17 protein-coding genes are annotated in these 14,690 nt (G+C 37.6%); 2 read left to right on the top strand and 15 right to left on the bottom strand.

The window, feature by feature from the left end; genetic code table 11:
* Position 1: 1 nt before the first annotated feature.
* The 11 genes from rsmH to O7776_RS04065 form a co-directional block, all read right to left on the bottom strand.
* Entirely contained in the window at positions 2 to 952 is a 951-nt protein-coding gene (rsmH, locus tag O7776_RS04115; protein WP_274309370.1) for a 16S rRNA (cytosine(1402)-N(4))-methyltransferase RsmH, read from the bottom strand.
* 26 nt (positions 953 to 978) lie between these two features.
* Positions 979 to 1,410, bottom strand: coding sequence for a division/cell wall cluster transcriptional repressor MraZ (gene mraZ, locus O7776_RS04110; protein ID WP_241367883.1), 432 nt, complete (start codon positions 1,408 to 1,410; stop codon positions 979 to 981).
* A 176-nt stretch (positions 1,411 to 1,586) separates the two neighbouring features.
* The gene (gene bshC, locus O7776_RS04105; RefSeq protein ID WP_274309369.1) at positions 1,587 to 3,200 is read right to left on the bottom strand and encodes a bacillithiol biosynthesis cysteine-adding enzyme BshC; all 1,614 of its coding nucleotides are present in this window, start codon (positions 3,198 to 3,200) and stop codon (positions 1,587 to 1,589) included.
* A 103-nt stretch (positions 3,201 to 3,303) separates the two neighbouring features.
* On the bottom strand, positions 3,304 to 3,699 hold the full coding sequence (locus tag O7776_RS04100; RefSeq protein ID WP_274309368.1) for a DUF3397 domain-containing protein: 396 nt from the start codon (positions 3,697 to 3,699) through the stop codon (positions 3,304 to 3,306).
* Positions 3,696 to 4,583, bottom strand: coding sequence for a ketopantoate reductase family protein (locus O7776_RS04095; RefSeq protein WP_274309367.1), 888 nt, complete (start codon positions 4,581 to 4,583; stop codon positions 3,696 to 3,698). Before O7776_RS04095 ends, O7776_RS04100 begins: the two co-directional genes overlap by 4 nt.
* Positions 4,584 to 4,651: 68 nt before the next feature.
* Positions 4,652 to 6,187 carry an acyl-CoA carboxylase subunit beta gene (locus O7776_RS04090; protein WP_274309366.1) on the bottom strand — a complete coding sequence of 512 codons (1,536 nt, stop codon included), beginning with the start codon at positions 6,185 to 6,187 and terminating at the stop codon, positions 4,652 to 4,654.
* Positions 6,188 to 6,204: 17 nt separating this feature from the next.
* On the bottom strand, positions 6,205 to 6,417 hold the full coding sequence (locus O7776_RS04085; protein WP_241367878.1) for an acetyl-CoA carboxylase biotin carboxyl carrier protein subunit: 213 nt from the start codon (positions 6,415 to 6,417) through the stop codon (positions 6,205 to 6,207).
* Between the two features lie 119 nt (positions 6,418 to 6,536).
* A complete protein-coding gene (locus tag O7776_RS04080) occupies positions 6,537 to 6,920 on the bottom strand; it encodes a transcriptional regulator (RefSeq protein ID WP_274309365.1) in 384 nt (127 codons plus the stop codon).
* A gap of 108 nt (positions 6,921 to 7,028) precedes the next feature.
* Positions 7,029 to 7,793 carry an enoyl-CoA hydratase/isomerase family protein gene (locus O7776_RS04075; protein ID WP_274309364.1) on the bottom strand — a complete coding sequence of 255 codons (765 nt, stop codon included), beginning with the start codon at positions 7,791 to 7,793 and terminating at the stop codon, positions 7,029 to 7,031.
* 186 nt (positions 7,794 to 7,979) lie between these two features.
* A complete protein-coding gene (gene rpmF / locus O7776_RS04070) occupies positions 7,980 to 8,153 on the bottom strand; it encodes a 50S ribosomal protein L32 (protein ID WP_008403415.1) in 174 nt (57 codons plus the stop codon).
* A 23-nt stretch (positions 8,154 to 8,176) separates the two neighbouring features.
* Entirely contained in the window at positions 8,177 to 8,710 is a 534-nt protein-coding gene (locus O7776_RS04065; RefSeq protein ID WP_274309363.1) for a YceD family protein, read from the bottom strand.
* Positions 8,711 to 8,894: 184 nt separating this feature from the next.
* On the opposite strand from O7776_RS04065, the gene O7776_RS04060 reads away from it, so the two are divergent.
* A complete protein-coding gene (locus tag O7776_RS04060; RefSeq protein ID WP_274309362.1) occupies positions 8,895 to 10,103 on the top strand; it encodes a nucleotidyltransferase in 1,209 nt (402 codons plus the stop codon).
* On the opposite strand, the gene O7776_RS04055 is transcribed toward O7776_RS04060, so the two are convergent.
* Positions 10,100 to 11,149: a SepM family pheromone-processing serine protease gene (locus tag O7776_RS04055; RefSeq protein ID WP_274309361.1), complete on the bottom strand. Its 1,050-nt coding sequence runs from the start codon at positions 11,147 to 11,149 to the stop codon at positions 10,100 to 10,102. The genes O7776_RS04060 and O7776_RS04055 overlap by 4 nt on opposite strands.
* A 150-nt stretch (positions 11,150 to 11,299) precedes the next feature.
* On the opposite strand from O7776_RS04055, the gene O7776_RS04050 reads away from it, so the two are divergent.
* A complete protein-coding gene (locus O7776_RS04050; protein ID WP_274309360.1) occupies positions 11,300 to 12,127 on the top strand; it encodes a hypothetical protein in 828 nt (275 codons plus the stop codon).
* Positions 12,128 to 12,176: 49 nt separating this feature from the next.
* Here O7776_RS04050 and coaD read toward each other — a convergent pair whose 3' ends face one another.
* The 3 genes from coaD to O7776_RS04035 are packed head-to-tail and all read right to left on the bottom strand — an operon-like array spanning position 12,177 to position 14,679.
* Positions 12,177 to 12,662 carry a pantetheine-phosphate adenylyltransferase gene (coaD, locus tag O7776_RS04045; RefSeq protein WP_274309359.1) on the bottom strand — a complete coding sequence of 162 codons (486 nt, stop codon included), beginning with the start codon at positions 12,660 to 12,662 and terminating at the stop codon, positions 12,177 to 12,179.
* Complete coding sequence (gene rsmD / locus O7776_RS04040; RefSeq protein WP_274309358.1) at positions 12,659 to 13,231, bottom strand: 16S rRNA (guanine(966)-N(2))-methyltransferase RsmD; 573 nt, start codon at positions 13,229 to 13,231, stop codon at positions 12,659 to 12,661. The genes coaD and rsmD overlap by 4 nt, the downstream gene beginning before the upstream one ends.
* Before the next feature lie 26 nt (positions 13,232 to 13,257).
* Positions 13,258 to 14,679, bottom strand: coding sequence for an RNA polymerase II (locus tag O7776_RS04035; RefSeq protein ID WP_274309357.1), 1,422 nt, complete (start codon positions 14,677 to 14,679; stop codon positions 13,258 to 13,260).
* Positions 14,680 to 14,690: the final 11 nt, after the last annotated feature.

The following is a 14,690-nucleotide window of genomic DNA, read 5'->3' as shown; positions in this document are numbered from 1 at the left end:
CTTACCCACGCCCTTTATCGTTAATTTTTTCAGCGACACGTAATTTTGCTGAACGCGAACGATTATTCGCAGCTAACTCCTCATCTGATGGTAAAATCGGCTTTCTCGTTACTAATTTAAGTACCGGTTTCATATGATCTGGAATTACCGGTAATCCAGGTGGTAAATCTGGAAGTGATGAAGCCTCTTTAAACAGCGTTTTTGTTAAGCGGTCTTCTAAAGAATGGAACGTAATCACACTAATGCGACCGCCGATCTTTAATAAGTCGATTGCATCTACTAACGAATCTTCAGCTGCGCCTAACTCATCATTAACAGCGATTCGGATTGCTTGGAAAATTCGTTTTGCGGGATGTCCACCTTTACGACGTGCAGGAGCTGGAATACCATCTTTAATGAGCTCTACTAGCTGCCCCGTTGTTTCTACTGGTGCAATTTCGCGGGCTTGTTCAATTTTACGCGCAACTTGTTTTGAAAATTTCTCTTCCCCATAACGGAAAAAAATACGTACCAAATCCTCATAAGACCAATCGTTTACAACATGATAAGCTGTTAATTCTGCAGTTTGATCCATTCGCATATCAAGTGGTGCATCGTGATGATAACTAAAGCCACGCTCTGGTGTATCTAGCTGTGGAGATGAAACACCTAAATCATATAAAATTCCATCTACTTGATGAATATTCAAGTTGTATAGTTCTTCTTTTAAGTAACGGAAATTCGAATGTACGAATGTCACACGATCTAAATAATCCGCTAACCTTACTTTTGCATTTTCAATTGCAATTGTATCTTGGTCAAAACAAATCAAACGACCTTTTTCTGACAATTGCTTTACTAGATATTCACTATGACCTGCACCACCTAAAGTACAGTCTACATAAATACCATCTGGGTTGATGTTCAATCCATCAACAGTTTCTTTCAATAATACGGTTGTATGATCGAACATTATTAAAGCACCTCTTAAACTTAAACTTAAAAATCAAATCCAATTAAATTTTCTGCAATATCATTAAATGACTCCGATGATTCATCTAAATATGAATCCCAAGCGTCTTTTGCCCAAATCTCTATTTTACTTGATACTCCTAGTATGATGCACTCTTTTTCAAGATTAGCATGGTTAATTAGGGTGGAAGGAATGTTAATTCGGCCTTGCTTGTCGAGTTCTACCTCGCTTGCCCCAGAAAAGAAAAAGCGGGCAAATGCACGGGCATCTTTTTTGGTCATCGGTAAATCTTTTAATTTTTGTTCGAGTTTTCGCCATTCATCCATAGGGTATCCAAGAATACAATGATCCAATCCGCGTGTTAGTACAAATGTTTCGCCAAGTAATTCACGAAATTTTGCTGGTACAATCATACGGCCTTTTGCATCGATTGAATGTTGATATTCACCCATGAACATGCTACTCACCCCACTTTACTAAATAATGTACCACATGCCCCCACTTTCCACCACTTATTTCATGTAATCCAATACCAATAAAAAGAAATCACGAAAATGCACTCATTTCAGTACATTAGTTCGGTGTCAAAAGATACAAAAAAAGAGTTACCCCTCTATGAGATAACTCTTACCCTTTATAGATACACAATTTTATGATGATCTGAAATACTCATCTGTAATGATAGTAACTCATCAATTAATGTCTCCCCATATTCATTTAGGTATACATATGGGCTATATACACGTTCTTGATACCCCTTATTTGGGTACAATTGCGCCTGCAGTGTATTATATTGACGAATTGCTACACCATGCTGTTCAATATTTTGCTGTTCAATTTTTGCTTGCAAGTATTGGAACTGTCGTAGATGATAATTCATATTTTTTTCAAGTAAGTCGCTCAATTGATAGCGCTGTTGTAATTGTTGCTGGAAATGCTCGTACTGCGCTTGTAATTGCTGTTGCATCGATTCGATAAACTGTCGAGAATCATTGTCACGAATCGTTTCAATAAAATCAGCTAATTTCGTGTCAATTTTACTATCTAACACTTCTGCGACAGTCATATTTTTTTGCTTTAACAACGCCTGCACTTGGCGTGTAACAAGCGTAATATTGATACGTGGCGCAAAAATCGGCATTTGCAAATCTAATGTATGGAATGCTGGTTTCAATGTGGCCCAATACGCTAACTCCCCCGGTCCACCAACAAAGGCTAACACAGGAATGGTCATTTCCTGCATTAATGGACGTGTCACAACATTATTACTTAACGCTTGTGGTGTTTCGTTTGCAAGCTGCAATAACTCTTCTTTTGTAAAATTCACATGCGCTAATACATTTCTAAAGCGGTCGTCTTTACGCTCTAATAAAAAGCGCTCGCCTTCTTTTACATAAAATAAGTTTGCATTGTTTTCCGTCGCTTCAATTGGTTTATTGTATCCTGCATCAGCTAGTTTTTGCTCTTGTGCGACAACCCCATATGCGATGTCCTCATTATTTTCGATTAACGCTCCAAAATACGCCTTTTCATAGTCACGGAATGGCGCATAAGTAGCATCCAGCATAAGTAATCCATGGTTTTCAAATAAGTCATTCATCAAGCGACTAAAGAAATCCGTAAACGTTGTACTATTTTGAGCATGCGCTAAGACACTAGCTAATAAACTCTCTGTATATTCCGTCTCACCGAAATCTTTAAATGTTGTTTTAATGAATTGTGTTAATGCTTCTTGATTTAAAACGGTTGTTGAAGCCATTGTTTTATATTTTGAGCGCTCACTATAACCACGCTTTTTCGTTTGTGCATCCATGATTGTATACGTATGATTTATTTCTTCGATATCGTGGTCTTCACCCGCAATCCAGAACATAGGCACTACATTCGTATTTAGCTGTACACGTTTTTCTTTTGCTAATAATATAACCGAAATCGCTTTATGGACAGAATATAAAGGACCTGTAAGTAATCCTGTTTGTTGACCGCCAACAACAACAAGCGCACCTTGCTCTAGTTGCTGTAAATGCGATTCAGTTTGTTGTGAAATACCAAATGGCGTCATATATCCACGAATAATTTGTGCTAATTCTGCCGTACGATAATTTCGTTGTTGTAAATAAGCCGCACGCGCGATAAATGCTTCATCATTATATACATGATCAAAAAATGCATGAATTTCAGCATCATTTGACCAATAATCTACTAATAGTTTATTGCTGACTGGGGGTTGGATTTGTTCCAGTTCCATGAAAATTCTCCTCTACTTCACTCTACGCGGTTCTAATAGTCATTCACTTTTCAACTGCTGTTCTATTGTATCTAGTATTTCGGCATAACAAAAGAATATACTCTTATTCAATCATCATAAAAATCATTACGGAATGAGCAATGCCAACAAGCCAAACTGTGAAATAAGCCAAACTTAGCATTAAAAAATCCACACGCCAAATCTTCTTTAATAACGGCCCTACTTCGATTTCTTTTTTTGATCGCCAATCCATATATGTAAAGATTATTGCAACAATAAGCAAAACGACAAGCATCGGAATCCAAATCGACAATTCCCATAGGCTACGAATAGCAATTGGGACTGAAAATAACAAAATCAATGTCGTCACATCCGCTGCTAATCCTATCGCTTTTTGCTTGTTAAACTTCAGTATCCGGCAAACAATTAACATAATCAAAAAAGCGATTATCGGAAAAATAATAATGGTCGCTAACATGAACTGAAGAAATAAGATCACATTTTTTCACCGCTCTCTTCAAAGGCTTTGACAAGTAAGTATACCGTTTGTAACATCGGCATCGTTTGATTTTGCAGGGCTGCCTTTTTCAAAATCGGCGCTACGATTGTATCAATTTCAGTTTTTCTACCTGCCAAGCGATCTCCCAACATAGATGAGGTATTTGAAGCTGTTTTTTCACATAGCGCTACAACTTGCCCAAATTGAATGATTTTTTCATATTGTGGAAATACCGTCATTACTTCATTATATAAATTTTTTAGCAATTGAAAAGCATTGTTTTCGGTTATTAATCGTCCATTTTTTAATTGCAAAATAGCAGTTAACGGGTTAATAAAGCAATTTAACAATGCCTTTTCTAAAAGCATTAATTCTGCATCTTGTTCAAAATCGATTGGAAAATTCATTTTGGAAAACTTTTTAAAAAAAGTAAATGACGTCAAATCTCCACGTGCTACTGCAATTTTCATCACACCTATTCCTTTATGTGCAACATGGAATTCCTCGATTTTTTGTGCACCAAATTGAATTGAGCTAAACGCGATTTGTTGTTGCGGTAACTGTAACGCCTCTTCAAAATGAGCTAATCCATTTTGGACAAATAATACCGGGATATTCACTGGAATTTCCGCTAACATTGGATAAACGGCTTGTAATTGTCCATATTTAACAGCCACAATAATTAAATCAGCTTTACTTGAAGGGCGAGACGATATTGATACATGTAAATCACTAGTTATGCTACCATCAATATTTGTTCGTGCGATGCTTTGCTCTTTTTGGTATTGTTTGCGCTTCACTAAGGTCACATCTGTTTGCTGCTCTATTAAATAACTCGCAATCAATAATCCTACTGAACCTGCTCCAATAATTTCGATACGCATTTATTATACCTCATATTTATTTCGAATTAAAAAGGTCTGCCTTCAAGACAGACCTTCAGCTAACATTATTATACTGGATACACAGGATGTTTTCGATATGGTAACACCATTTGCTTCGAATTATAGTAACCAAAGCGCTGAATTAATACGTTGCGTAGTTCTTTTGGGGCAACGATATCATCAATGACCATTTCTGATGCAAGTTTGTATAAATCGATTTCTTCTTTGTACTCTTCGATTTTTTGCTTCACAAACTGCATGCGTTCTTTAGGGTCTTCAATCGCTTCAATTTTATTTGAATACACTGCATTCACAGCTGCTTCAGGACCCATTACAGCAATTTGAGCAGTTGGTAATGCAATGACCACATCCGGATCAAATGCTGGTCCACACATCGCATATAGCCCGGCTCCATATGCTTTACGCACAATGACCGAAATTTTCGGCACGGTAGCCGAACTCATCGCGGAAATAAATTTAGCACCATGACGAATAATACCCGCTTTTTCTACTTTTGTGCCAATCATAAAACCAGGCACGTCAGCTAAAAATAATAGCGGAATTGAAAACGCATCACATAGCGTAATGAACTTAGCAGCCTTGTCTGCCGAATCGACAAACAATACACCACCTTTTACTTTAGGCTGGTTTGCAATGATTCCTACAACTTGACCATCAATGCGCGCTAGTCCTGTAATTAACTCTGATGCAAATAGCTTCTTAATTTCAAAAAAACTACCCTCATCAATTATCTGATCAATCGCTTCATACATATCAAATGGTGCATTTTGATTTTCTGGGACAATTTCTTCTAATGCGCGTCCTGCAATCGGTGCTTTCGGTTGTTCTAACGGTGGAAATTCAGAGAAGTTAGCCGGAAAATATCCAATGTATCGACGGGCTTCACGGATTGCCTGCTCCTCTGTTTCTACAAGTACATCCCCACAGCCACTTACCGTACAATGCATACGTGCACCGCCCATTTCTTCAAGCGTCACCTTTTCCCCAATCACTTTTTCCGCCATTCGAGGAGAGCCCAAATACATCGAAGCATTGCCTTCCACCATGATTACGATATCACAAAAGGCGGGGATATACGCACCACCAGCAGCAGACGGACCAAATAAAATACAAATTTGCGGAATTGCCCCACTCATTCGAACTTGGTTATGAAAAATGCGCCCCGCTCCCCGACGTCCAGGAAACATCTCTAATTGATCTGTAATACGCGCACCAGCAGAGTCTACTAAATATAGCATTGGTACTTGTAATTTTTCGGCCGTTTCTTGTATACGAATGATTTTTTCAACAGTACGTGATCCCCATGACCCCGCTTTAATCGTTGAGTCATTAGCCATGACACACACTGTTTGCCCATCGATTTGTCCAATTGCTGTCACGACACCATCTGCTGGTAAATCATCTGCTTCACAGTTTGCAAAACGTGCATCCTCTTCATATATGCCATTATCAAATAATAGCTCCAAACGATCACGTACAAATAATTTATTAGTTTCTTTTAGCTTTTCATGGTATTTTTGAGCGCCACCCGAATAAATTGTTTCGATTTTTTGCTGTAAGTGCTCTTTATAGTTTGCTTGCATGTCTATTCCCCCGTCACTTAGGCTAATTCTACTAATACATCATTTTCTTCTACAAAATCCCCTTCAGCAACGTTCACTTTTTCAATTGTGCCATCATTTTCAGCCTCATGTGCAATTTCCATTTTCATTGATTCTAAGATAATTAATGTTTGCCCTTTCGTAACGCTATCTCCCTCTTTTACACTCACCTCATAAACGGTACCTGCCATTTGTGCTTTTACTTGTGTCATAAAAATTGCCCCCTTAGAAAGATATTTACGTAATATTACGCAGTATTGCTACATCTATTGTAAGCTAGCTGTAAATTTAATTACAATTATTTTCTCGTATAATATCATTATTTCTACTTTCAACCCTTTTCTTTTACATGGACGAAGCCTTGTTGCAGCCATTTTTGCATTTTATCATAATCTGATTGTAGCTCTGAATATTTCATTTCTAAATCATTGTACGCCTCTGTCAATTCTTCAAAACTCGTTAACGCCAATTTCAAATGACTACGCATGAGTTGCTTCGGTCGTTTCCTTACACTATTTAGCACTTGTCCATATTGCGTACGCAGTGTTTTATTCCACCTAAACCCACACGCCTGCTTCGTACGATTTAACGCTTGGGCAGCTTGCTCAAACGCCTCTAGTTGTGTACGACCATTTTGTACACTATGAATGACAATTTCCGCTAGCTTTTCATCATCCGCAACCGTCCATTGATCTTTACGTCTTTTTTGTTCCACTCCATGCACCACCTCATATTTTTTACTACTATATGCCCGTGACATCGAAATAGACTTTAAAATAAAAAAAGTTACGACAAAAATAGTTTCGTCGCAACCGTATACACATTATTTTTTCTTATTCAAGAAATTTTGCACTGCTACATGGTGTGCATCAGATTCCCAAAGTTTTGCGCATAAACGAACTTCCTCCATCACACGCTCATACATATTACGTTCACGCCATTTACGAAGCTCGATTTCTTTATATGCTTGATGCACAGATGGATGAATTTTTGCCATATGCTCAATAAAATCAGCTAGTGCTTGTTCTTTTGTCCCTTCAATATAAACACGCATTGCCCAACCAATTTCGTACAATGTTTGTGCATTATATGGTTTTGCATCTACTAGCATTTTTAATGCACGATCATGACGTATTCCACGCTCAAATAAATACGTACCGCCACCCCAGCCAGATGTAATCGCAAGTGAACCTTGAATAAAGCCCGCCTTCGCATGTGAGGCCATTAAACGGAAATCACAAGCTGTCGCAATCTCACAGCCACCACCGACTGCCGTTCCATTAATTAATGCAATTGTCGGCACAGGTAATGTTGCTACTTCATATAAAATGTCTGCCATTTTACTCAACATACCAAACGCCTGATCCTCCGTTTCTAAATTATGAAACTCTAATAAGTCTCCACCTGAGCAAAATGATTTTTCTCCTGCTCCAGTAATGACTAAAAAGCGCACGTCATCATTTTCTTTTATGTATGTAATCACTTCTTTTAAGCCATCCATTACTGCATAGTTAATCGCATTACGCTTTTCCTCACGATTAATTGTAAAGGTTAAAATCCCATTGTCATTATGAATTATGTAATCCATTTTCCATCCCCCGTATCACCTTCAAATTATTTACCTTAATATAAAATAATGAAATTTTCTAACAATATTAATAGTACGCGAGCAAAAATGATTTTACAATAATTTGCGCAAAAGAGAGGGAAATAGAAAAAAGACTAGTTAAGAGCCATGGCCTCTTAACTAGTCTTGCATGAGCAAAATACTGAATTATTTTGCTACTACTTCTTTACCTTTGTATTGTCCGCAAGCTTTGCACACGCGGTGTGATAATTTAGCTTCACCACAGTTTGGGCAAGCTACCATACCAGGTACAGATAATTTGAAATGCGTACGACGCTTTCTTTTTGCAGTTTTAGAAGTTCTTCTAAATGGTACAGCCATTATTGGCACCTCCTTACAGATAGTTATTCATCTGTTTGATCAAAATACTTAGCTAAATCAGCCAGTCTTGGATCCAGTTTTGGTTCGTCAACCTCTTTAGCTTTTTCTACATCTTCATCCGTTGAATAGGACCAGTCTTTACCGCCTTGCACTTGTCCTTCGGTATTCTCTTTGAATACTTGCATTGGTACTTCAAGAAGAATCAATTCTTCAAGTACTGGCTTCATGTCAATCACTTCTCCATCAACATAATGGATATCACCATCAACATCCCCGCGGTTTTCTGGATCAACCCAGCTGAAAACTTCAACTGTCTCGATTTCCACAGGATATTCAACATCTTCCCACGTGCGGGCACATGGAAGCGTCAATGTAGCGCTAATCGTTAATTGACAAGTCATTTGCGATGCACCAAAAGTACATAGCCCTTTTACATGAACGGGTGAAACGTTGCGAATATCTAAATTACGAGCTTTTACGCTATCCAACTCGACATTAGTATCAAGTGGCATACCGTCTTTTCGAAACTTCGATAATTGATGAATTGACCATTTCATTCGTTTATCACCTCGAGACAACACTGTTGATTATATAGTGAACAAAAAAAGATGTCAAGATAATTTCTTGTCACTCTTTAAAAACCTGCTTATAATCAAGTTACATTCTATCATATTGAAACAAAACATTCACCAAAATATCATGTACCCAATAAAAAAATATTTTATCGTAAGGAGGAAATTTATGCAAGCTGTTGGTATTGTCGTAGAATATAATCCTTTTCACAACGGTCACTTACATCATGTAACCGAAGCAAAACGCACAACAAATTCCGATGTTGCAGTTGCGGTAATGAGTGGGCAATTTTTACAGCGAGGAGAACCTGCACTTGTTGATAAATGGCATCGCACAAAAATGGCATTACAAAGCGGTGTCGACATCGTTATTGAGCTTCCATACATTTTTAGTACCGCGCAAGCCACGTTGTTTGCATCAGGCTCAATTCAACTACTAGAGGCCATGCATTGCAAACATCTTGCTTTCGGAAGTGAACAAGGAACAATCACTCCTTTCATTAATACTTATGAGGTCATTGAAAGCAATCGTGACCTGTATAACAGCATTATTAAAGAACATGTTCAACAAGGTAAAAGCTATCCACAAGCCTTGTTTATTGCCTACGAACAGCTTACTCAGCATTATCCAAATGCATACATTGATTTAGCTCAGCCAAACAATATTTTAGGCTATCACTATGTAGAAGCAATTAAACAGCTCCATTGCATTATGCAACCGGCTACGATTCAGCGCATTGCTGCAGGCTATTATGATGCGATTGATACTTCAAGCCAAATCGCTAGTGCAACGGGTATTCGACAAGCATTATTTGGCGGACAAGACTTAAATGAAGTGGCACAATTTTTACCTCATGCAAGTATAGAGCAACTTCAAATTTGGCAGCAAACCCATGGACAATTTGCTAGTTGGGAAAGCTTTTGGCCACTTTTAAAATATGCGATTATTCGCCATACACCACAGCAATTAAAACAATATGCCGATGTCGCAGAAGGTCTTGAAAATTCACTCATTAAACACGCAGCTACAAGTGATAGCTATGCTGAATTTATGAATAGCTTAAAGTCAAAGCGTTATACATGGACACGTCTACAACGTATGTTGACACATATTTTTACTGGGGTTACAAAAGAGCAATTACATCAAACGAAAACACCAAGTTATATCCGAATTTTAGGAATGACAAAGCAAGGGCAAGGCTATATTTCAAGCATAAAAAAATCTCTTACGTTACCACTTATTAGTCGTGTAGCTTCTGTTAGTGATCCCGTTTTAGCAATTGATTTACATGCGACACAAATGTACCAACAAGGGGTCGCACAATTTTCGAATATAAAAATAGACGAAGATTATAAATCTCCGCCTATCCGTTTTTAATTTTTTGGTTGTAATTTTTCCAAATAGTCCAGTGCATCATCAATCGTTTTCACCGGCACTATTTTCATGTTGGTCTTAATTTTTTCGCCTGTTTTCTTCGCAGTTTCATAATTAGATTCGATGTTTGGGTCATACTCAAGCATCGCTTCTGTTATTTCATCATCAGGCGCAAAGAAAATATCGACTCCTTTTTTATCTGCTGATACAATCTTTTTCTCAATCCCACCAATGCGACCTACTGTACCATCTTCAAACATTTCACCAGTACCTGCCACGTTATAGCCTTTTGTAATATCTTCGTCAATCAACTGATTTAATAGCTCTAAAGTAAACATTAAACCTGCTGAAGGACCACCAATATCTTCCGTTTTCACGTTCACTTTCGGGTCGGTTTTGATCGATTTACTTTCTGAATAGGTTATACCTATCCCATAACGGCCATCCGAACCTGGAATTTCTTTAATATCTAAATTAACATCAATCAGTTTGTCATTACGCTTCACTACAAGACGAATTTGATCCCCATTAGTTTTTGGGGTAATGATTTCACGGAACGTTTCTAAACTATCAATGCGCTTGCCATCTGCTTCAACAATTTCATCGCCCGGCTTTAAATGCCCATCTGCCGCACCTTTTGCTAACACATTGAGTACGTAGAGCCCTTTATACGTCACTTGATAATCTAACCCTGCGTGTTTAAACGCGACATACGTTGCACTAAACTGTGAATCCGTCATGTATTTTAATTGGCGTACATTATATTCCTCGTCATCTTCTTCCTCTTGACGTACATCGTTAATTTTTACAATGTCATAATAGTCCATAACACTCGCCATTGCATACGTGAGAATGGTTGCACGTCCCATTGCAACGGTTGTCATGTATAGTGCACCCTCATCGTCCACATCACCATTTTGAACGGATAGGAAATCGCTCACATCATAGGTACCACCAGGTTTTGTAATATAATAATCCAAGCGATAAAAAGATATCACTATTAAAAAGATAAAAAAGATTCCTAATGAAATTTTCGCTTTATTGTTCATTTTTACGAACGCCTCCAAAATCAGTGAAAGACTAAATTAAATTACCTGTGCATACAATTAGTGTAGCATTTGAACGAATGAATGACAAAACTTTGTAAAGGATGACGAATTATTTGGAAGATCCTTTTATGCTTAGTACTAATTTTTTTAATGTTACAATTTCCTGATGTTACGCATGAAGGAGTAGATTTAGGATTTACACTTTTTATGGAGGCGCTTTTCCCTTATTTATTGCCGTATTTAATTTTAACGAGCTGGCTCATTCGCATCACTACTACTTCCTCTAAAGCTTCCTATTTCACCTTTTTTCAAACCTACTTCATAAGCGCGATTGGTGGATTTCCTACAGGTGCTGCAACCATTACACAGCTCACAAAACAACAAGTATTTACAAAACGTCAAGCGGCTTTAATGCTTGGGATTTGTCATAGCCCTAGTCCGTTATTTCTATTCGGTTTTGTTGGACAGGACTTACTGCAATCTACTACGTTTAGCTGGCAATATTTACTGTTAATACATAGCTTTTCACTCTGCTTGTTACTAGTTGTTTTTCGCCTTGTGGCAAAGGAAGGGGTTCAAGAAGTAGCCCATTTCAAAGAAACAACGCCTTTTTCAAATAGCATACGTGATAGTGCACCGACAATTCTTACAGTGGCAATAACGTTAATATTTTTCACCACAATTTATCACGTTGTCATTCATAGTATTGAATCCTTCACTACCCTCCCTACTATATTCAAAGTATTTACAGCTGGCTTACTTGAAATGACAAATGGACTAGCGATGCTACAACAACATATGTACGGGGATTGGCTTGTATTTTTCATAGTTGTACTTCTTACTACCCAAAGTTTTAGCATCCATCTACAAGTAGTAGTTATCGCGCGTACAGCACAAATTCCAATGCGTCCTTATTTTATATTACGTGCGATTTATATCCTATGTATCCCACTGCTCTTTTTCTTATTTTTCATGTAAAAAAGCTTTTGTGTACTAAGAGGAATTCCTCTGACACAAAAGCTTTTTATTAGTTATGAAATTTTTGTTTTAACGCTTGTTCAACGCATGCAGGTACAAGCTCGCTAACATTGCCGCCATATTTCGCGACTTCCTTTACGATGCTTGAACTTAAAAACGAATATTGATTTTTTGTCATGATGAAAAATGTTTCGATATTTTCATCTAAAACACGGTTCATCGAGGTAATTTGCATTTCATATTCAAAGTCTGAAACAGCACGTAACCCACGTACAATCGCCTTTGCGTTTTTTTCACGAGCATAATCAATTAAAAGACCCGAAGATGTTTCAATATGGATATTCGGTAAATCTTTCGTTACCTCTTTGATTAACTCTGTACGTTCTTCTATCGAAAATAGTGGCTGTTTTGAAGAGTTGTTTAATACTGCGACATAGACTACATCAAACACATCTGCTGCACGTCGAATAATATCCAGATGCCCCTTTGTAACCGGGTCAAAACTTCCTGGTACTACAGCTATTTTTTCCGTCATTCGATTGCTCCCTCTTCCTCTTCGTAACGATAAATCGAGATAATTGTACTTCCATATGTTTCTTGTCTAACAAGACGGTACACACCATAATTTTCTGGCAGCGTTACTTCTGTCGAATGCTCACACATAATAATCGCCTGCTCAGATAATTTACCGCTTTCTACAAGCGTCTCAACTAACTCATAATACTCTTTTTTGTGATATGGTGGGTCGACAAATAAATAGTCAATAACAATATCACGCTTTATTAATGCCTTTACCGCACGTGTTGCATCAACTCGGAATAATTCCGAAGAGTCCTCATAACGACATTTTTTAATGTTTTCTTGCAACACTTGGAATGCGCGACTATCTTTTTCTATAAATAAAGCATGCGCTGCCCCACGGCTTAATGTTTCAATTCCTAGCCCACCACTTCCAGCAAATAAATCAACTACCGTACCACCGTCAAAAAACGGCCCAATAATATTAAATATTGATTCCTTTACTTTATCGGTTGTTGGTCGAGTTGTACTACCTGCAATGGCCTTTAATGGCATTCCTTTTCGATCACCCGCAACTACGCGCATGTTTTCACCAATCTTTCTAAAATCGTCTATTGTTGTTCACCAGGTGCTGTAATCGTAATACGATTTTCCGATTTTGTTAACTCGACTAAAAATAGACGCTGTAACCACGCTTCTTCAATGAAATTCTGCCCTGCAACTTTTTTAATCGGCATTGATACCGTATTATAACGACGCTGGTTAAATACATAGAAGCCTGGGTCATGTGGGAATCGGAACGCACGTGTTTCACTCGTTACATAATACCCGTTTTCACCCGTTTTCACATCATATCCTAACTCATTTAATAAAGAATCTGCGGAATATAATATTTCCCCATCTTTTAATACCACTTGAATCGCTTCTTGCTTATGCAAGTTGACATAAATTTCACGTGGGTCATTAAATAAAAATGGATAAGAACCTTCTGTTGTCGCACTCATCGTTATGTATTTAGTTGACGCACCTAGCACTTCTGACAATTGCTCATCCAAAACTTGCGGATTCATTTTTTGACCTTCTAACGCTTGTAAACGCGCTAACCAATCATCTAATTGTTCATCAGTCATTTGATTTGTAATCGTAGCTGCAACTTCTTTTGTTTTATCACTACCGAATACAGTTCCCGTTAAATAAGAGGCAACTAATTCTTTCACCCAATTTGGACTGTCACCGAATTCATACATTGCTTCTAATTGTGATATTACGACGGTATGTTGTAATTTCTCTACTGTAAGATTCGGTAAAAATAACATTCGATATCCTTCTAAACTATCCATATTTGTTCCATTTATAACCGCAAAATAATCATCACTTAAAAAATTTACCGTTTTTAGTTTTTCATAAAAAGCCGGATTCATTTCTGTTTTCGAATAAATGGATAACACATCGGATTGATGCTGTAAATCAATGACACCATCTTGCCAGTATAAATCTTTTACTGCACCACGCCCACTAAACATCGTGTAATTTACTAATGTTAGTTTTTGCTCACCAATTAACGGTAAGCCTGTCACCCACTCCCCTTGAATTTCAGGTTGAGTAGAAATATGTACCGTAGAAAACTGGACATTGCCTTTTTTTAATGTTGCGAACACATCTTTCATCAGTTTGCTAGACTGCAACCCTTTTTCTAACGGAATAACATAAGAAATCGATTGTGCACGTGTTTCACCTGCTTTAAATGTTAAAGAATCTTCACTTAAACGCGCACAGCTATTTTCATTTTCAATAAAACAATTCGGATTAATCGCTTTTTTCGGCCACTCGATACTAATTTCTTCTGTAGGTAAGTTTTTGAAATGCTGGCGAATGTCTAAACTATCGCCATGATAAACAATTTCAATTTCTTGCGAGTATTGATAGCCCTTTTCGATTGAGTCTACTTCATCCGAATAAACTTGGAACTGCATAAAAAGTACGGTTCCAATTAAAATTGCTAAAAAGGAAAAAATACTTACTGCAATTTTCATGTGCTCTCCCC

The sequence above is a fragment of the Solibacillus daqui genome (genome assembly GCF_028747805.1).
Taxonomy (GTDB): Bacteria; Bacillota; Bacilli; order Bacillales_A; family Planococcaceae; genus Solibacillus; species Solibacillus daqui.
This window is presented reverse-complemented; position numbering and strand designations above follow the sequence as displayed.